The sequence below is a fragment of the Cytobacillus sp. BC1816 genome (assembly GCF_051353635.1).
Lineage (GTDB): Bacteria > Bacillota > Bacilli > Bacillales > Cytobacillaceae > Cytobacillus > Cytobacillus oceanisediminis_C.
Genome location: NZ_CP195611.1, coordinates 226,276 through 250,472, shown reverse-complemented (window position 1 = coordinate 250,472; position 24,197 = coordinate 226,276). Strand labels below are relative to the sequence as shown.

The 24,197-nt window shown below is 44.5% G+C and carries 25 protein-coding genes; 3 read left to right on the top strand and 22 right to left on the bottom strand.

All coding sequences use genetic code 11. The features are described 5' to 3' along the window. Positions 1 to 231: 231 nt before the first annotated feature. From ACR42H_RS01360 to ACR42H_RS01330, 7 genes are all read right to left on the bottom strand, one after another. Complete coding sequence (locus tag ACR42H_RS01360) at positions 232 to 1,701, bottom strand: PH domain-containing protein (RefSeq protein WP_436374516.1); 1,470 nt, start codon at positions 1,699 to 1,701, stop codon at positions 232 to 234. Continuing rightward, positions 1,688 to 2,167, bottom strand: coding sequence for a PH domain-containing protein (locus tag ACR42H_RS01355; RefSeq protein ID WP_113885023.1), 480 nt, complete (start codon positions 2,165 to 2,167; stop codon positions 1,688 to 1,690). The genes ACR42H_RS01360 and ACR42H_RS01355 overlap by 14 nt, the downstream gene beginning before the upstream one ends. 171 nt (positions 2,168 to 2,338) lie before the next feature. Continuing rightward, on the bottom strand, positions 2,339 to 3,301 hold the full coding sequence (gene uvsE / locus ACR42H_RS01350; protein ID WP_436374515.1) for a UV DNA damage repair endonuclease UvsE: 963 nt from the start codon (positions 3,299 to 3,301) through the stop codon (positions 2,339 to 2,341). A 209-nt stretch (positions 3,302 to 3,510) separates the two neighbouring features. After that, entirely contained in the window at positions 3,511 to 4,986 is a 1,476-nt protein-coding gene (locus tag ACR42H_RS01345) for a DEAD/DEAH box helicase (protein WP_436374514.1), read from the bottom strand. A gap of 504 nt (positions 4,987 to 5,490) precedes the next feature. After that, positions 5,491 to 6,186 carry an alpha/beta hydrolase gene (locus tag ACR42H_RS01340; protein WP_113885026.1) on the bottom strand — a complete coding sequence of 232 codons (696 nt, stop codon included), beginning with the start codon at positions 6,184 to 6,186 and terminating at the stop codon, positions 5,491 to 5,493. 278 nt (positions 6,187 to 6,464) lie between these two features. Continuing rightward, positions 6,465 to 7,838 carry a UDP-N-acetylmuramoyl-tripeptide--D-alanyl-D-alanine ligase gene (locus ACR42H_RS01335; protein ID WP_436374513.1) on the bottom strand — a complete coding sequence of 458 codons (1,374 nt, stop codon included), beginning with the start codon at positions 7,836 to 7,838 and terminating at the stop codon, positions 6,465 to 6,467. Positions 7,839 to 7,955: 117 nt separating this feature from the next. Continuing rightward, entirely contained in the window at positions 7,956 to 9,032 is a 1,077-nt protein-coding gene (locus ACR42H_RS01330; protein ID WP_436374512.1) for a D-alanine--D-alanine ligase, read from the bottom strand. Between the two features lie 474 nt (positions 9,033 to 9,506). Here ACR42H_RS01330 and ACR42H_RS01325 point away from each other — a divergent pair, with 474 nt between their 5' ends. Further along, positions 9,507 to 10,697, top strand: coding sequence for a dicarboxylate/amino acid:cation symporter (locus ACR42H_RS01325; RefSeq protein ID WP_113885029.1), 1,191 nt, complete (start codon positions 9,507 to 9,509; stop codon positions 10,695 to 10,697). Positions 10,698 to 10,935: 238 nt separating this feature from the next. On the opposite strand, the gene ACR42H_RS01320 is transcribed toward ACR42H_RS01325, so the two are convergent. The 3 genes from ACR42H_RS01320 to ACR42H_RS01310 all read right to left on the bottom strand — a co-directional run bounded on the left by ACR42H_RS01320 (position 10,936) and on the right by ACR42H_RS01310 (position 13,294). Continuing rightward, on the bottom strand, positions 10,936 to 11,355 hold the full coding sequence (locus ACR42H_RS01320) for a universal stress protein (protein ID WP_436374511.1): 420 nt from the start codon (positions 11,353 to 11,355) through the stop codon (positions 10,936 to 10,938). A gap of 75 nt (positions 11,356 to 11,430) precedes the next feature. Next, entirely contained in the window at positions 11,431 to 12,897 is a 1,467-nt protein-coding gene (locus ACR42H_RS01315; RefSeq protein ID WP_436374510.1) for a SulP family inorganic anion transporter, read from the bottom strand. Positions 12,898 to 13,123: 226 nt separating this feature from the next. Continuing rightward, positions 13,124 to 13,294 (bottom strand): VOC family protein, encoded by a 171-nt coding sequence (locus tag ACR42H_RS01310; RefSeq protein WP_436376802.1) that lies wholly within the window; start codon positions 13,292 to 13,294, stop codon positions 13,124 to 13,126. A gap of 66 nt (positions 13,295 to 13,360) precedes the next feature. Here ACR42H_RS01310 and ACR42H_RS01305 point away from each other — a divergent pair, with 66 nt between their 5' ends. Further along, the gene (locus ACR42H_RS01305) at positions 13,361 to 13,849 is read left to right on the top strand and encodes an 8-oxo-dGTP diphosphatase (protein WP_436376801.1); all 489 of its coding nucleotides are present in this window, start codon (positions 13,361 to 13,363) and stop codon (positions 13,847 to 13,849) included. A 16-nt stretch (positions 13,850 to 13,865) separates the two neighbouring features. Further along, on the top strand, positions 13,866 to 14,426 hold the full coding sequence (locus ACR42H_RS01300; protein WP_436376799.1) for a GNAT family N-acetyltransferase: 561 nt from the start codon (positions 13,866 to 13,868) through the stop codon (positions 14,424 to 14,426). Between the two features lie 25 nt (positions 14,427 to 14,451). Here ACR42H_RS01300 and ACR42H_RS01295 read toward each other — a convergent pair whose 3' ends face one another. Genes ACR42H_RS01295 through ACR42H_RS01240 form a run of 12 tightly spaced genes read right to left on the bottom strand, consistent with a single transcriptional unit; the run spans position 14,452 to position 24,168 of the window. Continuing rightward, positions 14,452 to 15,060 (bottom strand): histidine phosphatase family protein, encoded by a 609-nt coding sequence (locus tag ACR42H_RS01295; RefSeq protein WP_436374509.1) that lies wholly within the window; start codon positions 15,058 to 15,060, stop codon positions 14,452 to 14,454. Continuing rightward, positions 15,054 to 15,788 (bottom strand): ATP-binding protein, encoded by a 735-nt coding sequence (locus ACR42H_RS01290; RefSeq protein WP_436374508.1) that lies wholly within the window; start codon positions 15,786 to 15,788, stop codon positions 15,054 to 15,056. Before ACR42H_RS01290 ends, ACR42H_RS01295 begins: the two co-directional genes overlap by 7 nt. Further along, positions 15,785 to 16,279, bottom strand: coding sequence for an ECF transporter S component (locus ACR42H_RS01285; RefSeq protein WP_113885036.1), 495 nt, complete (start codon positions 16,277 to 16,279; stop codon positions 15,785 to 15,787). Before ACR42H_RS01285 ends, ACR42H_RS01290 begins: the two co-directional genes overlap by 4 nt. Continuing rightward, positions 16,276 to 16,863, bottom strand: coding sequence for a cob(I)yrinic acid a,c-diamide adenosyltransferase (locus ACR42H_RS01280; protein WP_113885037.1), 588 nt, complete (start codon positions 16,861 to 16,863; stop codon positions 16,276 to 16,278). Before ACR42H_RS01280 ends, ACR42H_RS01285 begins: the two co-directional genes overlap by 4 nt. A 15-nt stretch (positions 16,864 to 16,878) precedes the next feature. Beyond that, complete coding sequence (locus tag ACR42H_RS01275) at positions 16,879 to 17,304, bottom strand: bifunctional adenosylcobinamide kinase/adenosylcobinamide-phosphate guanylyltransferase (protein ID WP_113885038.1); 426 nt, start codon at positions 17,302 to 17,304, stop codon at positions 16,879 to 16,881. Next, on the bottom strand, positions 17,256 to 17,870 hold the full coding sequence (locus ACR42H_RS01270; protein WP_436374507.1) for a histidine phosphatase family protein: 615 nt from the start codon (positions 17,868 to 17,870) through the stop codon (positions 17,256 to 17,258). The genes ACR42H_RS01275 and ACR42H_RS01270 overlap by 49 nt, the downstream gene beginning before the upstream one ends. Then, positions 17,828 to 18,619 carry an adenosylcobinamide-GDP ribazoletransferase gene (gene cobS, locus ACR42H_RS01265; protein ID WP_436374506.1) on the bottom strand — a complete coding sequence of 264 codons (792 nt, stop codon included), beginning with the start codon at positions 18,617 to 18,619 and terminating at the stop codon, positions 17,828 to 17,830. Before cobS ends, ACR42H_RS01270 begins: the two co-directional genes overlap by 43 nt. Beyond that, a complete protein-coding gene (locus ACR42H_RS01260; RefSeq protein WP_113885041.1) occupies positions 18,606 to 20,129 on the bottom strand; it encodes a cobyric acid synthase in 1,524 nt (507 codons plus the stop codon). The genes cobS and ACR42H_RS01260 overlap by 14 nt, the downstream gene beginning before the upstream one ends. Next, complete coding sequence (locus ACR42H_RS01255; RefSeq protein ID WP_436374505.1) at positions 20,126 to 20,701, bottom strand: bifunctional adenosylcobinamide kinase/adenosylcobinamide-phosphate guanylyltransferase; 576 nt, start codon at positions 20,699 to 20,701, stop codon at positions 20,126 to 20,128. The genes ACR42H_RS01260 and ACR42H_RS01255 overlap by 4 nt, the downstream gene beginning before the upstream one ends. Continuing rightward, a complete protein-coding gene (gene cobD, locus ACR42H_RS01250; protein WP_436374504.1) occupies positions 20,683 to 21,759 on the bottom strand; it encodes a threonine-phosphate decarboxylase CobD in 1,077 nt (358 codons plus the stop codon). Before cobD ends, ACR42H_RS01255 begins: the two co-directional genes overlap by 19 nt. Next, positions 21,734 to 22,699 (bottom strand): adenosylcobinamide-phosphate synthase CbiB, encoded by a 966-nt coding sequence (cbiB, locus tag ACR42H_RS01245; protein WP_113885044.1) that lies wholly within the window; start codon positions 22,697 to 22,699, stop codon positions 21,734 to 21,736. The genes cobD and cbiB overlap by 26 nt, the downstream gene beginning before the upstream one ends. Beyond that, a complete protein-coding gene (locus tag ACR42H_RS01240; protein WP_113885045.1) occupies positions 22,696 to 24,168 on the bottom strand; it encodes an adenosylcobinamide amidohydrolase in 1,473 nt (490 codons plus the stop codon). The genes cbiB and ACR42H_RS01240 overlap by 4 nt, the downstream gene beginning before the upstream one ends. Positions 24,169 to 24,197: the final 29 nt, after the last annotated feature.

The window sequence follows — 24,197 nt, the reverse complement described above, 5'->3', positions numbered from 1 at the left end:
CTGCGGCAAACTTGAAGCCAGCAAGTCCTGCAGGCATAAGGCATCACGCAGGAAACCTCAAAGCAAGTTTGGACCCGCGATGCATCTCTGCCAAAGAGTTCCTTGTCCTGATTTCTGGAGTGATTTGGAGTATGCCCCGGGTGGCTAGGCACTGTGGCTGGATGCAGACAGCCTTTCCATAGAGTTTCACATTGATCCACTTTATAGTTTCTTATACAACAAAAAAAGCGCTCATGTGCGCTTTTCCTTTTTCAAATTACTTCTGTTTAATCCAGTATAAGAGTACCACTTATAAATAGCATACACTTCTTTCCGGTCAAGATCAGGAACCGTTCCGCCTGTCCCCCCAATCCCTGACATGGCTACAGCTTCTATGGTAGCCAGGCTGCGCTTTTTCTGAAAATAACTTTCGCTCATGGTGAGGGACTGTATTCGATTTCTTTTCATAAAGACAGTAGTCCTTACAATCCCCCGATATCTGAGAGCAAGCTGCTGAGAACTGATATCCCAGCCTGCATCCCTGTATTTGAGATATGACCATCCCAATGAAAGGATCAGCACCACTAAAGAAAAGTATCCCCATGGTCTGAAAAAGAGGAGCGGCACAGCCACAAAAGGCAGTACCCACAGAAACCCTCTCCATAAATAGCGGTTAAGCGCCCTTTTTGGAGCATTAAAAAATCCGGGCTGCAGTTCATAGTGGGACAAGTGGGGCTTTAACAGACCGGCAATCCGTGTTTTTTTCACAATCGGCAGAATCATAAGACGGGCGCTTTCATTGTCCTCAATGGAACCTCCTGCACTTTCAATATAAACAGTCGCCAGGCCAAGTGGCTGTCTAAGCAGATTTTCCCTGAACTGAATTGCCTGGATGCGATTCAGCGGAATCGTCATCTGCCTCTTTTCCAGCAGACCTCTTGTGACAATTAATTCCTTATCAGTCTTTATTAAAGTAAAATCGGCATATTTTAGCATACTGCCAATAAGAGCAATAAGCCAGGCAATAAAAAAGACAATGAAGACCAGGATACTCACAAATATAATTCCGTTGGCAATAAATCCCTCTAGCCCTACAAACACTTTTTCATACGGAATAATTTCTTCAAATTGAAAAACAAAAGCAAAAACCGCCGAAATAACAACACCTGCCCCGCCTGAAGTCGATGCCAGAAGGAGCAGCTCGCCAGGTGAAATTTTAAAAATCACTTCCCGGTTCTGAAATGTGGTTTCCATTTCGGAAGGATTCTTTTTAGCTGCTGAAAATGCCTGTTGAATGACCGCTGCATCTTTTTTAGAAATAGCCGTCAATACCGCTTCTGCCTCACCAGCACCGCTTGAACCTGCTGTCTCCACCTTCATCTTCACAAGGCCAAAAGGCCTTTGCAGCAAACCTTCCGATAAGTCGAGACTTTGAATTCTTTCAAGCGGAATATACCTCTTCTTCCTTATCAGAACACCATACTCGATTCGAAGCTCGCCTTCTTCCAGTCTAAAAGTATATCTCCACCAGGTAAGGATCCCTATCATAAATACTGCGATTATGACCCCTAAAGACAGGACAAGCTGAACAATTTCCCCATTTCCTCCTCTGCTTCCAAAGACGACAAAAACAAGAAAGGGCACCAGCATTTCCTTTAGGTGTTTCAGGAAATTGGCTACCGCTGATATTGGGTGCAGCCGTTTCGGATTAGACATCATCATCTGCAGCCCTTGCCAGCAAGGAAATGAAAAAGCGCAGTTCCTCCGCTTCATCCACATCTAAGGCCGGTATTTCATGAACGGTTGCAGCCGTCGAGATGGTTACAGTTGCAAGACGATATTTACGCAATATCGGCCCTTGCCTGGTATCCACATGCTGCACCCGGATCATGGGAACAAGGGTCCTTTTAATAACAAATATCCCGTGTTTAAGCTCTATTTCATTTTCCCGGACCTCATACCTCCATCTTTTCCACCTTAAAGAGGGGAAAGTCATGATGACTAGGTAAGCATAAGCTGAATAAAACATTAAGGAAGCTCCAATAACCCAAATAGGCCAATTAAACAGGAAAGCAGCAGCAATTGCTCCCCCTGATAACACAAAAGGAAAAACAGAGTGGACTGTGCCGGAGATTCTCCATGCAAGCAGCCCCCTTGCCGGTAACCTTTTATGCGGCTCTGTAATCATGCAGTACCCCCCGCAATACCAATATTAATAGTCATTCAAACACGCCCAGAGTCAGTTCATCGCTCAGAACCTCATTCGCACATGGTGCGTTGACAGCTCTTTTCACTTCTATAAGTATACATGACAGAAAAAAGAAGTGTCTCCCTTTTATGAAAAAAGTGGGGGTACTACTTATATTTCAAAGCTGGATGAATCAATAAAAGTCAAATCGGGGTTCGTTCTTAAATCTTCCGCAAGCTTAAATAGTGCGCTGTCCTTCATTTTCGCTTCGATCATGCAATGAATTTCAGGCACTGACCCCTTAATGTTCTGAAGAAACTCCATGAACATATCAGCATTAATATAATCGGCATGCGCTCTGAAATCTTTGTCTGATTTCGGACTGGAAATATGCATTTTCACAGGCAGTTCTGAATGATCCCATGTTGCTGCGACCCTTTCCCATTGCCCCGTCCAGTTATCATTCTCAAAATTGGCAAGGTGATGGTGATAATCAAATACAAGCGGAATCCCAAGCTTTTCACAAAGATAGAGCGTATCATCAAGGGTAAAGGTGGTATCGTCATTCTCGAGGATAATCATTTGCTGGATTCCTGAAGGCGTAAAGCCCCAATTATGGATAAATTGTTCAAGAGCCTTCTCTTTATCATCATATCCTCCACCCACATGCAGTACACAGCGGTGAGCCGGATTCAGCCCCATGCCTTTCAGAAGGGCTTTATGCATTGCCAGCGTTTTAATGGACATATTCAATGTATCCACTTTCGGTGTATTAAGGAGCACAAAATGGTCCGGATGAAAATCCACCCGCATGGGGTGTCGGTCCAGAAAGTCACCGATTTTGGATAGAGCTTCTTTAAGAGGGTGCATATACTTCCAATCAGAAAGTTCCTCATGATTGGCAAGAGGAATCAGCCGGGAACTAAAGCGAAAAAAATGGATATCATGGGCTGCATTGTGCTTTAGCAGCCTCAGGCAGTTTCCAAGATTTGATACGGCAATCCGCTCCAGTCTTGCTACAGCCGCCTCGCGGTCTTTAATGGCCGAGAATTGCTTAAACGTCATTGTTTGGGATGGTGACGCATTTTTCAGAGTCATACTCATCGCGACATACCCAAGGCGTACAATCGTCATGTCGATTCCTCCCGCATTGCATTTCCCTTAGTATGTACGGCTGCCGCTGAGAAATTGCGCATGGACGGCCCTTAATAGCGGGACCAAATTAAAAAGAAAAAGAGAGCAGAATCTCTGCTCTCCTTTTTTAAAGTACTGGTTTACTTTTAATATTCGGAGGAACGCCCCCTACAGGGTCAGTGGTGGGCAAGGCGCTTCCGTTTTTCTTATTAACGATAGCTGCTGCTATTTGAACGGTTATTGTGGCTTTGACGTTTTCCAGTGTGGCCTTGACGGGATTTATATGATCCTTTCTGGCCTCCTTGTCTGCCTTTTCCGTTATAGCCTCCGCGGCTGCGGTCATTCGGCTTTCTGTCGCGCTTAGATGGAAGCGGCTTTTCCTCTGTTAATTTAACAGGAGTTGTATCCGGTTCTTTTGTCAGCATCTTCAGCACGGCCTGAACCACTGTTGAAGCATCCTTTTGTGCCAGAAGCTCATCTGCCGCTTCTTTATAGCTCTCAAGATTGTTTTCCTCAATGGTTTGCATGATTTTTTCCATGACTGCTTTTTGCTGGCCTTCAAGGGCCTCATCCAGTGTTGGAGCATCCATGCGTTCCATTTTTCTCTTGGTTGTACGTTCTACGACATGCAGATACGATTTTTCGCGCGGATTGATGAATGTCATCGCAACACCTGTTTTTCCAGCACGTCCTGTACGGCCGATGCGGTGAACATAGCTTTCAGGATCCTGAGGAATATCAAAATTGTATACATGTGTGACGCCGGAAATATCCAAGCCTCGCGCAGCAACATCTGTTGCAACGAGGACGTCAATGCTTCCCTCTTTGAACTTGCGAAGAACAGAAATCCTCTTAGCCTGGCTTAAGTCACCGTGGATTCCTTCAGCCATGTATCCGCGAAGATTCAAGGCTTCGGCCAGTTCATCGACACGGCGCTTTGTACGTCCGAATACGATTGCCAATTCCGGTGATTGAATATCCAGAAGTCTTGTCAGCACATCAAATTTATTCTTTTCATGCACCTCAATATAGTATTGTTCAATAGATGATACAGTCATTTCCTTTGCTTTTACGCGGACAATTTGAGGGTCCTTCATGAAGCGTTCCGCCATTCTGCGGATTGGCGCAGGCATTGTAGCAGAGAAAAGCAGCGTCTGGCGCTCTTCCGGAATTTGTGCAAGGATTGCTTCAATATCGTCAATGAATCCCATGTTAAGCATTTCATCCGCTTCGTCAAGGATGGCTGTATGGACATGATCAAGACGCAATGTTTTGCGGTTTATGTGGTCCAAAATACGTCCTGGCGTTCCAACGATAATATGCGGTTTGTTCTTCAAGGCGCGGATTTGGCGATTAATATCCTGGCCTCCATAAATGGATAGGACTTTCGTTCTTTTGCCGTAGCCGATTTTATACAGTTCTTCCGATACCTGTATTGCCAGCTCGCGAGTCGGAGCAATCACAATTCCCTGAATGAAATCCTTCGTGTTGTCGATTTTATCAATCATCGGGATTCCGAATGCAGCAGTTTTTCCTGTTCCTGTCTGCGCCTGCCCGATCAGGTCTTTATTCTCTAAACTCAATGGAATGGTCTGGGTCTGAATAGGAGTCGCTTCTTCAAATCCCATTCGCTTCAGTGATTTCATTGTTTCCGGGCTGATGCCCAAGTCTTGAAACTTTGTCAATGTGTTCATTCTCCTTCTAATCATAGAAAAATTTTGTCCCTGCAAACCCGCAGGCAGGAATTCTCCTGAAAATTGGCCTATGAGTCACTCTTCCGGACGATTATAAGATAAGTTAGGGCACCCCGTAAGGAGCCTTTTAACCGGCAGTACCCGGTCTCTAGATGCTGTAACTTCTTATTTTTATAAAAAGTGCGGTTATGTTTCGTTAAGAAGAGTCCCACTCACTATGAAACCCGCTTGAGGAAAGGATGAGGTAAATTCTATCCAAATTGTTCACGGACAATCAGGTCTCTAAAAATGAGTTCTTCCGTAGAGAAGCACTCATCTATTTATGGCCATACTGAAGTATAATGTTCTCAGCAATACTTCTGTATTTAATGAAAAAAGACATTCTCCTGCTGGAGTATGTCCGGGTTCTCAAAAGAAGTTCCTGTTGGCACTTTGGTGTTTATATTACCATTTTCAAGTAAGCATTGCAAACTTGAAGGCTGGCTGAAAACCTTATCATTCCGGCATTTTTTGAAGAAAACCAAGGATCTCCTGAAAGAGGCGTTCCCCTTCCCCGCAATGGCAGATAAGGTGTTTCGAGTCCTTTATAAAAATTAATTTTTTGGCAGATGAACTTATATTATTGTATAAATATCTGGCACTTCTTGGTGGCACAACTCCATCACTTTCGCCTTGCGCAATCAATGTCGGCACAGTGATCTGATTTAAGATAGGCTTGATAGAGGCAACCAGCCTGCGGAATTGAAGAGTTGCCGTAATCGGTGTCGCACTTATTTTCCGCTTATATCTGACGAACATCTCATTATCGGCCAGGTTTCCCTTGAAGGCATCCCTTGCCATCTCTTTAATATCGAAGAAAAGCTGTTTTGGATTTACGTAATAAGCAGCTGCACTAAGCAGAACCAGCTTATCCACAGGGTAATGCACTGTTAAGTAGCTGGCGATCAGGCCGCCCATCGAAAAGCCGACTACATACACTTTCTCACAGCGGCTTATGAGCCTTTTCAGCTCTTCTTCTGCATGCTCAATCCATTTGTTATAGGCAATTCCTTTCAGCTTCAGTTCATCGCCATGACCCGGCAATGTCGGCACAGAAATCTCCCAGTCTGTATGTTCCTTCAAATACTCTGCCAGAGGTTCTACTTCAAATGGAGCTCCTGTAAAACCATGTATGCACATGCAGCCAATCATCCTCGAGTCACCGCCATTTTTTATAATTTAAGTCAATTCTATTTTACACTTTTTCCTTTTTGCCATACTAATCAAACCTGTTGAAGATAAAAATTATAACGAAGGAACTATATAAAAATAATATAAACCCCTGTTTCACGTGGAACAGGGGTTTATTTCCATAATAACAGATATATCCAAAAACAGAATTAACAAGGTGTGAGGATTGCATGTTATTTTCCAGCTGTTTCAGTCTTACCATGATATCTGTTAAAGTGTTATTGTTATTCTTTTTACAATTATTGAAGGCTTGAGACAACCTCTTCAAGTTTCATGCCCCGTGATGCCTTAACCAGTATAATCGTTTCCTGATCCACATGTTTCTTAAGCTCTTCGATAAGCGGCTGTTTGTCAATAAAGGCCGCCACCCGTTCGCGAGGCAGGACCTCCTTCGCTCCCTTGGCGATATATTCGCCAAGCTTGCCGAAAGTAAATACATAATCAACCTTTTCAGGATCCACAGATTTTCCTATGGAGTAATGGAAATCCTCCTCCTGCGGACCAAGCTCCAGCATATCGCCCAGAACAAGAATTTTCTTTTTATACCCTGGCAGGTTGGCGATCAGTTCAATCGCCGCATTCATGGATGTTGGGCTCGCATTATAAGCATCATTGATGATTTTTTCTCCACCTTGACCCTCGAGAAGCTCCATCCTCATATTCGTCAGCTTTAAGCTTGCGAAGCCTTCGTTCATCTTTTCGTACGGAACGCCGAAATGGGATGCTGCAATCATGGCTGCCAGGGCATTGAGAACATTATGGGTGCCTAACACAGGCAGATAAAAATTACCGCTGGACACATTGATTCCAAATGTACTGCCTCTGTCATCCTGCTTTATATCCATCGGGTATACATCATTTTTACCGGTTCTTCCAAAAGTTCTTAAAGCTGCCGAACCATTGTAGGATTTCAGTTTTTCATCCAGGAGAGGCTCGTCGCCGTAATAAATAACCAGGCCATTTTCCTGGAGTCCATTTACAATCTCAAGCTTAGCTTCGGCAATCCCTTCTCTGGAACCTAAATCCTGCAGGTGGGATTCGCCTATATTCGTAATAATCACAGCGTCCGGTCGAGCAAGCTTCGTAAGGAAATCGATTTCCCCCCTACCGCTCATCCCCATTTCCAGCACCGCGATTTCCGTATCTTCCTCAAGATCCAGAATGGTTAAGGGCAAACCGATATGATTGTTATAGTTACCTTCGGTTTTTTGAACTTTATATTGCAGGGAAAGAAGGCTTGCGGTCATATCCTTGGTGGTTGTTTTGCCGTTGCTTCCTGTAATGCCTGTGACTTTTACCTTTAATTCATCGCGATAGCTTCTCGCCAATTCCTGAAGAGCTGTTAGTGTATCTTCGACGATCAGGATCGGAAGATGAAGAGGGGGATTGGGAACATCCTTTTGCCAAAGAGCCGCGGCTGCCCCTTTTTCGATGGCATCTTCTAAAAATCGATGGCCGTCCGAATTTTCCCCTTTGAATGGTACGAACAGATTGCCGTGATTGATTCTTCTGGAGTCAATGCTAACGCCCTGTATGAATGTGTCATTAAAAGATGATACATCATTATCTATTTTAATCATCTGTGTAATTTCCTGAAGTGTTTTCTTAATCATATGGCGCCTCCCATTCGGCAATATCAAAAATTTCATAGTATATATCAAATATTGCCAGTTATGTATGAACAAAAGGAACACGACAAAGATGCCGTGTTTCCTTTAACTGTTAACCTTTTACATTGTGTGTTTAATGCTTTGTTTCTCAGCATGGCGTTCGATGGCCAGATTAACAAGCTTTTCGATCAGCTGAGGATATTCTACTCCTGTATGCTTCCACAGAAGCGGGAACATGCTGAAAGGTGTAAAGCCTGGCATTGTATTGACTTCATTAATGTAAAGCTTACCCTCTCTTGTTAAAAAGAAATCAGCTCTGACCAGACCTGAGCAGTCAAGGGCTTTAAATGCTTTAATGGCCATGTCCCTCAGTTCACTGTACTCAATTTCTGATATTTCAGCAGGAATGATTAATGCTGTGTCCCCATCTTCATATTTAGCTTTATAGTCATAGAATTCAACTTTCGGGACAATCTCACCGGCAACAGAACATTCCGGATAATCATTGCCCAATACGCCAGCTTCAATTTCTCTGGCTGTAACGCCTTCTTCAATGATAATTTTACGGTCAAATTGGAAAGCTTCTTTGAATGCCCCCTCAAGCTCTGAACGGTTCATGCACTTGCTGATGCCTACACTCGAACCTAGGTTGGCCGGTTTTACAAAACACGGGTATCCGAGTTCCCTTTCCACTTGATCATAGGCTGCCTCGGTCTCATTTTCCCACTCACTGCGGATAAACCAGACATACTTCACCTGCGGCAGGCCAGCCTGAGCAAAGATATTCTTCATGATGACTTTATCCATCCCTGCAGATGAAGCCAATACTCCATTCCCCACATATGGCAGGTTAAGCAGCTCAAGCAAACCTTGAACCGTGCCGTCTTCCCCGTTTGGACCATGAAGCAGCGGGAAGATTACATCAAATGGACCTTTATCCTGACCATCCTGGAAAAGAGTCGGTGCCAAAGCTGTTGGAGGAAGTGCTTCCCCCTGGGAAAATTCCAGCTCCTTCACACTGGAAACAGGTCCTTGCAATTGAGGGCCCTTTACCCATTGACCTTCTTCAGATATATAAATAGGATGAATTTCAAATTTCTCTAAATCCAATGCTTTAATAACAGCCATTGCAGTCTGCATCGATACTTTATGCTCTGCAGATTTTCCGCCGTACAAAAGGCCAACCTTTGTTTTCATAAAAGAACCTCCAATATTCGATCATGGACTAACCGGCTTCTCATGCCGCTTTATTCCCTCATTATTTTGCCTAAGCTGATTTATATGTTCATTCAAGCTACTCTTTATTGTAACACTTTCACATTTAAGAAAGGGAGTGATTACGTGTTCAATTCCACAGGAATTTTTTTCTCCACATACGCCCATATTCCTATATGTATGAAATGGACCTGAAAAAGGAAACTTTTCTTATCTGAAACCAATAAAATAATTTCCTTTTCTGGCATTAATTTAAACCACCTTTTATCTATTATTATCTTGAGAAAACGTTTAACCGCCTGTAATAGAGCAATTAACGAGAATAAGCCTTAATCCCCGGTAAATAATCAGACTTATTTTATTATTACAACAAAAACTTTATCTATTAACTTTTAACGTAAAACAGGATATAATCCTCCTAACAAAAACAACTGTATTTTTTAGGAGGACATAAAAATGAAATTCGGTTTGCTTCCCAGAATTATTGCAGCCATTGCACTGGGTATTTTATTAGGTTCTTTTTCTCCTGAATGGCTTATTCAGCTATTTGCTACTTTTAATGGACTGTTCGGAAACTTTCTTGGTTTTGCGATCCCATTAATTATTATCGGATTTATCGCGCCAGGTATCGGGAGCATGGGAAAAGGCGCAGGGAAACTCCTGGGGATTACAGCTGGTTTTGCCTATGCTTCTACAATCACTGCTGGTTTAGTCGCCTATTTTTCTGCGACGGTATTATATCCAATTCTTTTAAAAAACCAAAGTTTCAAAGAGTTTGAGAATCCTGAGGATGCTTTGCTCTCACCCTTTTTCCAGGTGGACATGCCTCCTGTAATGGGGGTCATGACCGCACTGCTGATTTCATTCACTCTAGGCCTTGGATTGGCTGCAATCAAAGGAAACACTCTGCAAAATGCTATGAATGATTTCCGTGATATTATTGAAAAACTGATTGAAAAGGTCATCATTCCATTGCTTCCTGTCCATATTTTTGGGATTTTCGCCAATATGACGCAGGGCGGACAGGTTGGCGCCATTATTTCTGTATTTGCCAAAGTCTTTGTCATGATTATTGCTCTTCATCTATTATTTTTACTGCTTCAATATTCGGCGGCCGGCAGCCTTATGAAAGCCAATCCGCTTAGACTCATGAAAAATATGATGCCTGCCTACTTTACGGCACTTGGAACCCAATCATCCGCATCTACCATTCCTGTGACGCTTAAACAGGTCAAAAAACTTGGTGCACGTGAAAAAGTCGCAGATTTCTCTGTTCCATTACTGGCAACGATTCATCTCTCCGGAAGCACAATCACCATTGTGAGCTGTGCAATCGCTGTAATGATGCTGCAGGGTCAAACAGCATCATTTGCAGAAATCCTGCCTTTCATTTTAATGCTTGGCATCACGATGATCGCAGCTCCCGGCGTCCCAGGAGGGGCTGTCATGGCCGCATTGGGTTTGCTTGAAAGCATGCTCGGATTCAATGAGACCATGCTTGCGCTAATGATTGCCCTATACCTTGCCCAGGACAGCTTTGGAACTGCGTGTAATGTAACAGGTGATGGTGCTCTGACGCTGCTGTCTGATAAGGCAAGCGGCAAAGATAAGAAACTTCAGCCTCAATCTGCTGCGAAAGCCGGCTAATAGAAAAAAGATGTCCCTGCTGGGGCATCTTTTTTTGTGCGGTTTTATGAATTTTGCGGCACTAAGCTGGCATATCGGTTACTTAGCTTAGTTTATCGGCCAGTTTTATATTTTATCGGTCACATTCTAAATATATCGGTCAGAACGGACTAGATGTCGGTCACTTTTTTTATTTATCGGTCACTAGGCGCGGCATCCGCTTTCCATTACCAGGAAAGTGGAAAGTATATATCTGTACTTACTTAACAATCAAAACAGGCGCTTTCACACGTTTGGCTATTTTATGGCTAACACTTCCGAGTACCATTTCCTGAAGCGTATTCAGACCCCGGCTGCCAACTACAGCAACATCAAGATCCATTTTGTTGGCAAATTCCACAATGGCTGGTCCAGGCTCTCCCTGCAGAATCTTTATTTCATATGAAATACCCTTTTCTTTTAATAGGTTTTCTATTGGCTCTAAACGTTTTTTCCTCACCTGGTCCACTATACTCTTATCAAAATGATGAAGGATATCTTCTTTTGAGGTCTGGCCATCCACAGCATACACTACGGTAACTTCAGAATCAGGATTCTGTTCAGCCAGTTGAATGGCTTTAGCGGCTGCACGGATGGAATGATCGGATCCATCTGCAGCAATCAGTATTTTTTTAAACACAGAGCCTCACCCCTAACATATTCTTATAAAAAAAATACCACAGTCAAAGCCGACTGTGGTATTAATTCCATTTTTTTAGTGGCCGGATAATTTCGCACCAGGTTTGCGGTGAACGGCCAAACGCTCAATCAAGTTCGAGCTTGGCGCGTTTAATCCTGATAGGCGGACTAGCACACCGTTGTCACGAAGCTTTAATACAATCTTATCTATGGCAGCTACACCTGAGTCATCCCAGACATGCGCCTGTGTAAAATCAATCTCAACTTCTTTTAATTCTTCAGTAAAGTCGAATGCTGCTACAAGTTCATCTACAGAAGCAAAGAAAACCTGGCCCGTTACAGCGTAAATTTTCTTATCACTTTCAATTCGTGATGCAACATGCACTTTCGAAATTTTAGCGACAAAGAAGATCGCACTTAGGATGATTCCCGCGAAAACTCCTTTGGATAAGTCATGAGTGAAAACAGTTGTAACAGTCGTTGTCACCATAACAACTGAATCTGTGACAGGCGTCTTAGCAAGTCCTTTAATGGATGACCAATCAAAGGTACCGATCGAAACCATGATCATAACACCGACTAATGCAGCCATCGGTATTTGTACAACAATATTTCCTAATACTAAAATCAGAAACATAAGGAATGTGCCGGCTGTCAAAGCAGACAGTCTGCCTCTTCCGCCAGATTTCACATTTATGACGGACTGTCCAATCATGGCACAGCCTGCCATTCCGCCGAATAGACCTGCTACGATATTCGCAATTCCCTGTCCGCGGCTTTCCATATTCTTATCACTGGCCGTATCGGTCATGTCATCAACTATGGATGCAGTCAGCAAGGATTCAAGCAAGCCCACGATCGCAAGGGCAATTGAGTATGGGAAAATAATCTTCAGAGTCTCAAGGTTAAATGGAACATCCGGTATAAAGAATGCCGGAAGAGCTGATGTGATAGTTCCCATGTCGCCAACTGTGCGCACATCACTCTTTGTCATGATGGCAATGATAGTAATAACAATAATAGCCACCAGAGGAGATGGTACTGCTTTAGTAAATCGCGGTAAAATATAAATAATCGCCAATGCACCGGTAACCATCGCATACATCACCCATGTTGCATCGACAAACTGTTCAAGCTGAGCCATGAAGATCAATATAGCCAGTGCGTTAACAAACCCAATCATAACCGCACGCGGAATGAATTTCATAAAGCGGGCCAACTTAAGCACACCAAATAAGATCTGCAGAACTCCTGTCAAAATGGTCGCAGCAAATAAATACTGCAGTCCGTGATCCGCTACTAATGTAACCATTAATAACGCCATCGCACCAGTTGCAGCAGAAATCATTCCAGGCCTTCCGCCAACTATTGAAATGGTTACAGCAATACAGAAAGATGCATACAATCCAACCATTGGATCGACACCAGCAATAATCGAGAATGCAATCGCCTCTGGAATTAGTGCCAATGCCACTACGATTCCAGCAAGAATGTCTCCCTTAACATTGCCAAACCATTGTTCTTTTTTTGATAAAACTTTCAAATAAACACCTCTTTATTAATAGATTTATAGTAATGACTTTGAACTCTCATCAAAGTCGGGCCGACAAAAACATATAGAATCATAACACATATTTACTTAAATTTACAAACCTTTATGTAAGCGCTAAAAACACTTAAAATCTATGTTTTTCTTTTGAAATCAATAGATTGCTATGCATATAAAAAATAATTTCCAACAAAAAAATGACCCTGGAGCAGAGTCATTTCTAACCGATAGGCGAACAAATCTCAATATAATGTCCATCCGGATCTTCCACATATGCCACTTTCTGGCCCCATGGCTTTTCAACAGGCTCGAGCAGGACAGGCACTCCTGCGGCCTTTAGCTTTTCTACAGCCGCTTCCACCTCTTCTGTGACAAAGCCCAGCTCAAATATAAAGGAGGTATTTTCCCCTTTTAGAAGAATGTATAAACTTTGGAATCATTTAATAGAGGTGCAGCAATGAACTGGAAAGAAATCGAACATCAGATGTACACGATGTGTATGGTTACAGACGGAGATCAGATCCTTCTCATAAAACGGCCAGATTATAAAGGCTTCCCTGGCTATCTCGCACCAGGCGGAAAAGTAGAGTTTCCCGAGAGCATTACGGATGCAGCAAAACGCGAAGTGCTTGAGGAGACAGGGCTGCACGTCAAGAATATTATTTTTAAAGGTTGGGATGAGTACGTAAACCCCCAGATGAATGTGCGCTACATGGTATTTAATTATCTGGCAGACTCCTTTGAAGGAAGCCTTCTTGCCGATCCTCCTGAAGGAGAATTGCAGTGGGTTTCAAGACAAGATGCAATGGACCTTCCCATGCAGGATTGGTTTAAGAGAAAGCTGCCGCTTTTTTTCGAGGAAGGGACTTTTGAGATCCATTCAGTTTGGGATGAAGAGCACAACACAGAAGGAACAAGCAAGACAAGGGTTTTCACTAAGATTTAATGGAGGGGTAGCTGCTATGATCGAAGATACAGCCCTAAAGGTGAAGATTCGTCCCATACAGGAAGAGGATTTGCCTATTTTATGGGACTATATTTACGGAACAGACAACCCTGAGTGGAAAAAATGGGATGCTCCCTATTTTCCGCTTGAGTATAAAGACTTTGAAGCGTATAAACAGGAATTTCTTCAAAAGGCAGCAGAATACCCGCCTCACAGCATGGTAATTGCAGCGTCGGAAAAGGTAATCGGCATTGTGGGATATTACTGGGAGCATCGAGATTCTAATTGGCTTGAAGCAGGAATTGTAATTCACGACCCTGGGTATTGGAATGGCGGATATGGAACGGAAGCACTTACTCTCTGGGTGGACTTTCTATTTTCCTCTCTTCCGCTTGCCCGGGTGGGCATTACCACCTGGTCAGGCAACAAAAGAATGATGAAAGCCGCTGAAAAGATCGGCATGCAGATTGAAGGAAGAATGCGGAAATGCCGGATTGTTAATGGGAAGTATTATGACAGCATCCGGATGGGCGTTCTGAGGGAAGAATGGGAAGAGAGGGTCATTAATAGAAAATAGGCTCGTTTTTTAACGAGCCTAACCCTTATTCGCAGTGAGCCATGCATCCTTCTAAGAGGAATTCCTTTTTACCCTGGTCGATCTGCAGGATGGTCAGGCTGGTTCCATGAATAAAGGGCGGGTCCCAAATGCGTTCGACAGCTGCATTGCGGCAAAGCATATAAAGAGCTTTGACAGCAACAGCATGGGTAACAATCAGCACACTGCCTTCTGATGAGGTTTTTTGCAGGTCTTCCAGAAAGGAAGCAACGCGGTTTGCCACATCGTAAAAGCTTTCTCCTCCTGCACTTTCATAGGACTCCGGCCGGTTCCAATAGGCATCAAACGCAGCCGGATAAAGCTCCCTTATTTCACTTTCCACTCTTCCCTGCCAATCACCAAGGTCTATTTCCATAAGCCTTTCATCTGTCTCGACCGGAATCTCCCTTATTCCTCTTACAAGCTGTGCTGTATGTAAAGTGCGTTTGCTCGGTGAAGAGATAATGCGCTTAAATTTTATATCCCTTACTCTCTCTCCCAGCAGCTTCGCATCACGTCTGCCTTTCTCCGTTAAATCAGAATCCAGGCGCCCCTGCATTCTTTTCTCTTTGTTCCATTCCGTTTCACCGTGCCGGATGATATATAAAGTCAGCATCCCTTTTTTTCATGCCTTTCTTTCAGTATATGAAAATAACTTCCTGCCAGTTTCCTGATTTCTTCCGATTTCGCTTCGGAAAAAACGGCTATAAAACAAGTGGAGGGGCCTGCTGATTTTTCCAGGTCCACTTCTGATTCAAGGTCCTTAACCTCAAACTTCCTGTTGGAGAACAGCCCGTTCAGCTCTTTCAGAATACCTTTTGAACCTACAGGAAGCGTCTCAGTATCTTCAATGGAGTTAATTATTTTAAAAAGCTTCAGCGGTGCTGCCTCCACCTCTCTCTCAATCAGCTCCTGGCCAACCAAGGGGGAACCTATAACCGCTATCCTTGTATCATCTGTATAAATTAGAGTCTCAGCAGGAAGCGCCCCCTGCCTTTTGCCAAGTACAGATAAACCTACCGCAGATTGAAGCAGGTTAAAATTGCTTTCTGTACTGCCGGTGATTTGCAGTTCCGTTAGGCCTAATTCATCGGCCCCCTTCTTAATGCCCCATATAAGCTGATCCCAGGCATCATCTCCGCAGAAATTCTGAAGGGCAGCAGCAAATGGCTGAGCACCTGCCGACAAACATTCCATGACAGCGACACGAAAGGAATAATACGAAACGGTCTCGTAAGGAACCTGGACAGCATCCTGTTCTTTCTCGCCGATTGCTCCGCTATTATCACTGGCTACCACAATCATTTCTTCAGAATTAAAAGGAACGCTTAAGACATCCCTCACTGCTCAGCACCCGCTTTGGTCATAGCCGGCCCCACAAGCTTGACTAGTCTCGGAATCGCTATATAAGCAATAACAGCATTTATCACAGAACCTATAAAAAGGGAAGGCACAATTGCCAGGTAAAAAGCCTGGCCCATTATAAAGATAAATGGAAGCGGGGCTGCAAAGGCATTGCCTAACACAAAAAGAATTCCCGCCAGCCAGTGCCTGCCTCTCTGATACAATGAACTGAAAATAAAGGCTAACAGTGCCATTTCAACAGCAATCAAGAGATGAAGAGGCCCTAATGGCATTCCGCCCAATAACGCCGACAGCAAATGCCCGATGGCAGCAACGGCCGCACCGCCATAGCCTCCAAGCAGCACGGCTGCAAGCAAAGCAGGAAATGCATCCAGCGCCACGCTTCCGACAACGGCCGGAACTTTAATCGCTGCGCCGATTGCTGTCAGTGCAACAAGCATGGCTGCCATGCCCAGCCGCATGCTTTTCATTCTTTATCCTCCTTGCGCTTTCCTTCACGGAATACATTAGCACTGCGAACATACTCCACATCTTTCTGGTTAAGACGGAAATTAACCACTCTTGCCAGGGCAAAGAAGTAATCAGATAAACGATTCAAGAATTTCAGTGCTACTGCAGAGGTTTCCGGATCCGCTTTTTTCAGTGAAACCACGAGCCGCTCCGCTCTCCGGGTTACTGTCCTGGCGATATGAATGGATGCAGATGCGGGTGCTCCCCCAGGCAGAATAAACCTTTCAAGCTTTGGCGCTTCCTCAATCAATTTATCAATCTTAGTCTCCAAATAATCTACAGATTCCTTCGTCAATTTCAGCTCCCGCTTTTTCGAAACATTTGCAAGGTCGCCGCCACAGTCAAAGAGCTCATGCTGAATCTTCTCCAGATCCTCCAGGACATCCTGAAAAATGGACGGATCCAGCTGTGTCATAGCCTGCCCGACAAAACAGTTGACTTCATCCACTGTTCCGTATGCTTCAACCCTTACATCATCCTTTTCCACCCTGCCTCCGATAATGCTTGTTTTTCCCTCATCACCAGTTCGTGTATAAAGTTTCATCAGCAATTCCCCATTTCATTTTATATTTTGACTGATGCCATACCAAATCAAATCAACTCTATCTGCAGCAGCAGCCGCATCCTGAAAGGCCCAGCCTGACGCATCCCGCCACTTTCGGTCAGCTGCTTCCATTGGAACTATGCCTTTTGTAATATCAGATCCGATTAAAATTATCTTTCGATTGACAGCTGTTTTTTCCCACTCTTGCCATTTTGCCAGCATCTCCTGCCATTTGTCCCGAATCTCTTCAAACTCCAGAGCATGTGACCATTCCCGAATCATCAGTTCGATTCCCTCATAGACGATTAGATTTTGATCCAAATCGCCAGCCACCTCACCATGATAAGCAGAAATCCATTTATGAGGAGTATCATCCAATTGATAAAATCCCTTCACCCATCCGGATTTCCCGTTAAAGGCGCCTCCTGTAATGAAGTGCATCTTTCTCCCCTCCTAAACTCTTCCCGTGTCCATCTAAGCTCAAAGCCTCTTCCAAACGGAACTTGCCATTCCCAGAATTCTTTTTTCTCCGGTGCATACTTTCCAAGAAGGTATCTTATGACTCCGCCGTGTGTAATAACAGCAGCACACATATCCTTCTGAAGCAATTTATCGGTTAAATTCTGCCACCCTTTATCTACTCTCGCTGTAAATGCTGAAAAGGATTCCCCTCCAGGCAGCACCCCTGAGAAAGGGTCTTCCAGCCATTTTTGATAAGCCGGGTTATCTTTCAGCTCTTGATATGTCCTGCCTTCCCACTCACCAAAATGCATTTCTCTCCATTCAGGACAGGATTCTATAGAATGCTCCGGGAAAAGAATTGCTGCCGTCTTCATGCATCTGCCTAAATCACTTGCAAAAATTCTTCTATAGTCTTGAGGCGCCGCGGCAAGCTTATCCCTATGTTCCGGACACAAAGGGGAATCTGTCCATCCCAGATAAGCATGGGACTTATTGGCTTCTGTCAGCCCATGACGAAATAATGCAACAGCCACAGTATCATCCATAAAAGCACCTCCGTCCCTTCCACACTGGCCCCAAGTACATCCCCTGTCATCCCGCCAAACCAGGCAATGGCTTTCCTTGATAAGAATACGATTAACAATATTGAAAATAGAACCATGATAAGAAATCCAACAATGGCCGGGATACCAGCCAGCCCGGCAGCTGCCCCGGCAGCCAGAAGGAAGATAGGATAAATAGATAAGGTGGTTTTCGAAGCAGCCTTCTGAAATAATGAGCCCAGCCCCTCTTTTTTGGCAGCCTTAACTTTTATCAGCAATACCCCCATTACCATCTTGCTTAAAAAAGGAATCACTGCGATTAAAAAATAGGAATATGGACTTGATAAAAGTACAATTTCATAGATAAATAGAAAACGGGTCCCCAGCAATACGATGATGGACAGCACCCCGAACGCCCCCACCCGGGGATCACTCATGATTTCCAGCCGCCTCTTTTGATCGCGATAGGAGAAGAACGCATCGCTCGCATCCATCCACCCATCAAGATGAATCCCGCCAGTCAGCAAAATGCCGGCCAGCCAGACGGCAAAGGCTGCAGCCAAGAGCGAAAAAGGAGTCCATTCAAGAAAAGCATAGAGAATGAATGCGTATATGCTTCCCTGAATGAGGCCTGCTATAGGGAAGGTTCTGATTGCCTTCTCCAAATGAGGCTTATCCATGGGCAGAGACATTGGAATGGGAATGCTTGTGAAAAATTGAAGGTTGATCAATAATCCTTTAAGCCATTTCATTTTGATTTCTCCAGCTAAAGACGATTTCCTTTAATTTTTCCCAATCAAGATGCTGAATCATATTTTCCGCCAGTTCGTTGTATTTCCTATCCTTCAGGGCCTTTATTCGGACAGGCTCCTTACTTGGAATGCCTTTTTGCTTGCGCAGGGAATTAAGCCACGCACCCCTCCATTCATCATTATGGAAGATGTGGTGCATATACGTCCCTACCAGACGGCCTTCATTTCCATAGAATCCATCTTCTTCGCCATTTTGAAACAGTAGAAGGCGATTGCCATCAAAGTCTTCTTCAAGAACTGTTTCACCTAAATGGATTTCATATCCATCCAAGATTTCTTTTAAGGGAAGGTTCGTGCTTGAATGCAGAATGCCCTTCACCTGCACGGTCTTCTTGCGTTCATGAAAAACGGTATCTGCCGGGATCAAATTCAAGCCCTTTTCCTTTTCATTAGGATTCCCGGTATCAGAACCTGCCATATCGATTAATCTCCTGCCTAGCATCTGGTAACCTCCGCAAATGCCGGCAATAGAACCTCCATCGGCAGCATAGCGCACAATCCAGTCCGCCAGACCTTTTTCCTTGAAATAGCGCAAATCGCGAATCGTGCTCTTTGTGCCGGGAATGATCACCGCATCAGGCGAGCCAGCCTCCGATAGATGCCTTACCCATCTAATGTTCACGTCATCTTCATAGTAAAACGGATCGATGTCACTGAAGTTTGAAATAAATGGCGGCCGAAGCACTGCAATATCCAGAATACCTCCTCCAGCCCTGGGAACAGCAGCCTGAATGGATAGGGAATCCTCTGCATCGATCATATGGTCTTCCAAGTAAGGCAGAACTCCAAGGACAGGGATGCCCGTCCTTTCCTCGATCCAGCGGATACCATCCTCAAACAGGGTGATATCTCCGCGGAATTTATTAATGATAATGCCCGCAACCCGCTGTCTTTCCTGTTTGGTGAAAAGCTCCAGGGTTCCAACAATGCTGGCAAAAACACCGCCCCTGTCAATATCGGCAACCAGGATGACTGGCACATCCGCCATTTCGGCGACTTTCATATTAACAAGCTCTTTATCTTTTAAATTAATTTCAACAGGGCTGCCAGCCCCCTCTATCACAAGCAGCTCGTATTGATCATCAAGCAGACTCATTGCCTCTCTGATGGTCTCCAGTCCCTTTTCATAAAAGGATTCCCGATAGCTTCTTCCTGATAGGGAACTGACTGCTTTTCCAAGGAGAATGACCTCCGCATTCTGAGCGGATTGAGGCTTAAGGAGAATGGGATTCATCCAGACAGCAGCTTCAGTTCTTGCCGCTTCAGCCTGAATGCCCTGTGCCCTTCCGATTTCATTTCCATCCTTTGTCACGTATGAATTATTGGACATATTCTGGGATTTAAAAGGAGCCGTTCGGAAACCTTCATTGGAAAATGCCCTGCAAAGAGCCGTAGCAATCAGGCTTTTACCGGCATCGGATGAAGTCCCCTGAATCATTATCCCTTTCATTCCGGTTCTCCTTTCATTTGTATAGGGATGCCAGCTTCAACCAGATAGGCTTCATCAGCCATATCTACTATATTCGTGTGAAGCATCCCAAGTATTTTTGAATAGGTAATCACCAGTTCATTTTTGCCAATCGGCTCATTCAAGACTTCGTTGCTGACAACGATCAAGGCCCTGCATTTATTGCGGATTTCAGTGATGGCCCTGAGAATATCAGATGACAGATTTTCCTGGAATTCTCTGTTCCGCCAAACGTCCTCCGCTCTAAAAAGTTCATTATTCAGGAGAGTGGTCAAACAATCGAAAAGAATAATATCCTGATTATTAAAGTTTTCCGAGATCTCTTCCAGTGCGGATGGCTTCTCCCAGGTTGTCCAGTTCAAACCGCTCTTTTCCCGGTCATCCTGGTGCCTCTGAATCCGTGCCTCCATCTCGGGATCGTATGCTTTTCCTGCAGCAATATAATGAAGCTTTCCTCCCGTCTTTATTGCCAGCCCGGCAGCAGCCCTCTCTGCATAGGAGCTTTTTCCGCTCCGCACTCCACCGGAGATAAAAATCAGCGATCCTTCCGCCATTCCAGCATCGCCTCCATCAGCACATCGTTGTCCTTCGGCCCTTTAATCGCAAAGCGCAGCCACCTTCCTTCCAGGCCAGGGAAATTCATTGTGTGCCTCGGGATAATTCCTTTCTCAAGCAAAAATCGAAAAAGAGGCAGCTGCACATCAACGCTTGGATCTCTCAACAAATAGAAATTAACCGAAGAAGGAGAAATCTCAAAATCCGATTGCCGATAAAATTGAACCAGCCTCTCTCTCTCATGCCGGATCAACTTCTTTGTCAGTCTGACATGCTCTTTGCTGTCCAGACACCATTCTCCTGCTTTTAAGGCAAGGGCATTCACGCTCCAGTGGGGTTTCAGAGCAGCCGCTCTTTCGATTAACCTCTCACTTGCCAGCATGTATCCAAGGCGCAGGCCCGGTATCGAATACATCTTTGTCATGGAGCGCAGCACCACAACATTCGAATCCTTTCCTATGAAAGGAACGGTCGATTGATAGTCGCAGGCAAAATCATAAAAAGCTTCATCCATAATAAGCAGGCAGCTATGGAAATGACACTTCTCAACCAATTCCTTCACAATGGAAGATGGGTAAAAAATACCTGTCGGGTTATTTGGGTTGCAGAAGAAAACAGCATCGGCTACTTTTAGCTTTTCAGATAGCGCTTCCATATTGAATTCCCAGTCTCCAGGCTCCAGCTGATGATAAGAGACTGTACAATGATTAACTCGGCAGGCCTCTTCATATTCCGAAAAAGCCGGCTGAATAATCAGCACCCTTTTTCCGGCTATCATCCGGCCAATCAGGGTGATTAGCTCGGCGCCTCCATTTCCCACCAGAATCTGTGTTTCTTTTATTCCCTCTGCAGCCGCCAATTTGCTTTTTAATAGAGAAGAATGGGGATCCGGATAATCGCTAATAAATTGGAACAGGTTTCCCCATCTTTCTTTTAATTCGCGGGGAGGACCAAGGGGATTGATATTGGCACTGAAATCAATTCGCTCCTCAGGCATTGGTATATCGATCGATTCATACAAATATTGCGGGTTAGATCCATGTGAAGGCCAATTCAAGGAACATCCCTCCTGTCCATAATAAAAGCAAGAATAAGAAAACCGTCTTGTTCATGATCGAAATGCTTTTTATGATATGTTCTTTTTCAAGCAGCACCATTGGCATTCCCATCGTTGCACGGTTTGAGATTACACCCTTATAAAAATTGATTCCTCCCAGCTGAACGCCCAGAAGGGCTGCAACAGCTGCTTCGCCCCAGCCGCTATTTGGGCTCGGGTGCTTTGGTGCATCTCTTAAAAGGATTCCCCATGCTTTTCCATATGGAGAATGCTCCGGCTTTTGTGTAAGCATGATGCAAACCGATGTCAGCCGGCTCGGGATCCAGTTCGCGATATCATCCACTCTGGCAGATGCCCACCCAAAATCTATATACCTTTCACTTCTATGGCCGACCATCGAATCGCATGTATTAATGGCCCTGTAGATAAGGGCCATTGGAGCACCGCCAATCATGGCCCAAAATAATGGAGCTGTAATGCCATCACTGGTGTTTTCAGCCACTGTCTCAACAGCAGCCCTGACAATACCTGGTTCATCCAATCGATCTGTGTCCCTGCCGACAATGTATGAAAGCTTTAATCTTGCTTCTTCCATATCTCCTGCTGCCAGAGGCTCATAGACCTCCAGTGCTGCATCTTTTAAACTCTTTTGTGCAATGGCTGTGAAGATTAGAATGCCCTCTGCCAGAATACCGGCAATCGGGTGAATTTCATAGAAGAGCCATATGATTAAAAAAGTTATACCTCCTGCTGCCATCAGGACTATAAATAGCATGATAATCCCTTTTAATTTTCTATAGCGGCCTTTATTAAGAACTTGTTCAAGTTTATGTATCAGAGCACCCATCCATCTGACCGGATGCGGCCAGTTTGGCGGGTCCCCTATCACCTTATCTATTATGCAGGCAAAGGTTAGAGCGATCAGGTGGTATAAAATCATCTCTTTATCCTTCTTTGCGATTTTTTTATCGCCTCAACAGTACATTCGTAGACACCTTTTCCGACCACTTTGCCAAGCGGTGTAATCGTACCTGCATACTCAAGGTTTTCTCCCTGCTGTGTGGCCGCAATCATAATACTGTCTGTCGATGTTCCGGTCGCTATCGTCCCTGTGACTGCATCCTTTACTTTCTGATCATATAAGGCTCTTGTCTTTGCCTCGGTTGCAGTCATAATGCATTGAATAAAGGCTTCCTCTGTCAGATTGCCATTAACGAAAACCCATGTATTGATTGTACCCGGAGTCAGATGATAAGAATGTGCTTCACTTTTCGAAGCATCAACAGCATTGCCGACACCTGCTGTCACGACCACATACACAGAAAAGGTTCCATCTTCATAAAATTTACTGCTATAATCCTCAACATATACAGCGGTCATCATCCCCACGGTTTCACCGGGTTCAAAGCCGATTTCCCGGACAAAATCCGCCATCTCCGCTCTATGATCACTGCAATCATAATTCTTGCTCACATGCCGGTTTAGAAATATGCGATTCCAGCCGGTACCCGATCCGGTTACACCTGATGACATGGTTTTCAGCGGAAATGGAGAGCGAAGGACAAGTAAGTCTTCCTTTACCTCAAGACTGGATCGATCAATTCGTTTCACTGATTGGCTTTCTGCCTGAGAGCGTTGCGGCACCAAAACCATCTGAGGGGCCGGGACTCTTGGATGCGGAAGCTTCTCAATCTTCGTCCTATAGACCTCACGTATTCGGCCTTCTTTTAAGACCTCATTGGGAACGTGGTTAATATTGACTTCGCCATTCTCCAGCAGTAATAGGCGATCACAGTACAGGCCAGCCAAATTCAAATCATGAAAAATGGAAATGACCGTCAGCCCGCAGTCTTTTGACCATACAGAAAGGAGATCAAGCAATTCTTTTTGATAGGATAAGTCAAGATGGTTAGTCGGCTCATCCAGCAATAATATTTCCGGCTCCTGGGCAAGGGCCTGGGCTAAAAACACCCTTTGTCTTTCGCCTCCGGATAATTGCTGAATATCATAATCCTGAAAATGGGAAATGCCTGTCTGCTCCATGACGCGATTGACCGCTTCTTCATCTTTGCTGGACCAGCTCTGGAACCACCCCTTTTGATGGGCATATCGGCCAAGGGAAACCGTTTCCTTTACGGTGTAAGAAAAGGCCTGAGAGGAGTGCTGCGGCAGAACAGCAATAATTTTTGCAAGCTCTTTCGGTGTATACTGTGAAAGGTTCTTTCCTTTGATCAGTATATCTCCTGACTTATGAGGCAGAATGCCGCTCAGCATCTTCAGAATCGTGGTCTTGCCGCTTCCATTCGGCCCCAATATTCCGAAGAGCTCCCCTTTTTCCACTTCAAAGCTGATATTTTTCACAACCGGTGCACCGGCATATCCGCCAGTAACTTGCTGAACGCTTAGCATGATTAACCACTTCTTTCTGAACTAAGATA

Excerpts from the sequence above, each read along its gene's own strand:
- ACR42H_RS01270 (WP_436374507.1), bottom strand. The coding sequence starts at position 17,870 with ATGGATGATACTGTGGCTGTTGCATTATTTCGTCATGGGCTGACAGAA.
- ACR42H_RS01355 (WP_113885023.1), bottom strand. The coding sequence starts at position 2,167 with ATGATTACAGAGCCGCATAAAAGGTTACCGGCAAGGGGGCTGCTTGCA.
- ACR42H_RS01275 (WP_113885038.1), bottom strand. The coding sequence starts at position 17,304 with ATGCACTTCATTACAGGAGGCGCCTTTAACGGGAAATCCGGATGGGTG.
- cbiB (WP_113885044.1), bottom strand. The coding sequence starts at position 22,699 with ATGATTTTATACCACCTGATCGCTCTAACCTTTGCCTGCATAATAGAT.
- ACR42H_RS01240 (WP_113885045.1), bottom strand. The coding sequence starts at position 24,168 with ATGCTAAGCGTTCAGCAAGTTACTGGCGGATATGCCGGTGCACCGGTT.
- ACR42H_RS01305 (WP_436376801.1), top strand. The coding sequence starts at position 13,361 with ATGAACTGGAAAGAAATCGAACATCAGATGTACACGATGTGTATGGTT.
- ACR42H_RS01325 (WP_113885029.1), top strand. The coding sequence starts at position 9,507 with ATGAAATTCGGTTTGCTTCCCAGAATTATTGCAGCCATTGCACTGGGT.
- ACR42H_RS01285 (WP_113885036.1), bottom strand. The coding sequence starts at position 16,279 with ATGAAAAGCATGCGGCTGGGCATGGCAGCCATGCTTGTTGCACTGACA.
- ACR42H_RS01340 (WP_113885026.1), bottom strand. The coding sequence starts at position 6,186 with ATGATTGGCTGCATGTGCATACATGGTTTTACAGGAGCTCCATTTGAA.
- ACR42H_RS01360 (WP_436374516.1), bottom strand. The coding sequence starts at position 1,701 with ATGATGATGTCTAATCCGAAACGGCTGCACCCAATATCAGCGGTAGCC.
- cobS (WP_436374506.1), bottom strand. The coding sequence starts at position 18,619 with ATGAAATGGCTTAAAGGATTATTGATCAACCTTCAATTTTTCACAAGC.
- uvsE (WP_436374515.1), bottom strand. The coding sequence starts at position 3,301 with ATGACGATTGTACGCCTTGGGTATGTCGCGATGAGTATGACTCTGAAA.
- ACR42H_RS01255 (WP_436374505.1), bottom strand. The coding sequence starts at position 20,701 with ATGGCGGAAGGATCGCTGATTTTTATCTCCGGTGGAGTGCGGAGCGGA.
- ACR42H_RS01330 (WP_436374512.1), bottom strand. The coding sequence starts at position 9,032 with ATGAAAACAAAGGTTGGCCTTTTGTACGGCGGAAAATCTGCAGAGCAT.
- ACR42H_RS01300 (WP_436376799.1), top strand. The coding sequence starts at position 13,866 with ATGATCGAAGATACAGCCCTAAAGGTGAAGATTCGTCCCATACAGGAA.
- ACR42H_RS01260 (WP_113885041.1), bottom strand. The coding sequence starts at position 20,129 with ATGAAAGGGATAATGATTCAGGGGACTTCATCCGATGCCGGTAAAAGC.
- ACR42H_RS01280 (WP_113885037.1), bottom strand. The coding sequence starts at position 16,863 with ATGAAACTTTATACACGAACTGGTGATGAGGGAAAAACAAGCATTATC.
- ACR42H_RS01295 (WP_436374509.1), bottom strand. The coding sequence starts at position 15,060 with ATGCTGACTTTATATATCATCCGGCACGGTGAAACGGAATGGAACAAA.
- ACR42H_RS01335 (WP_436374513.1), bottom strand. The coding sequence starts at position 7,838 with ATGATTAAGAAAACACTTCAGGAAATTACACAGATGATTAAAATAGAT.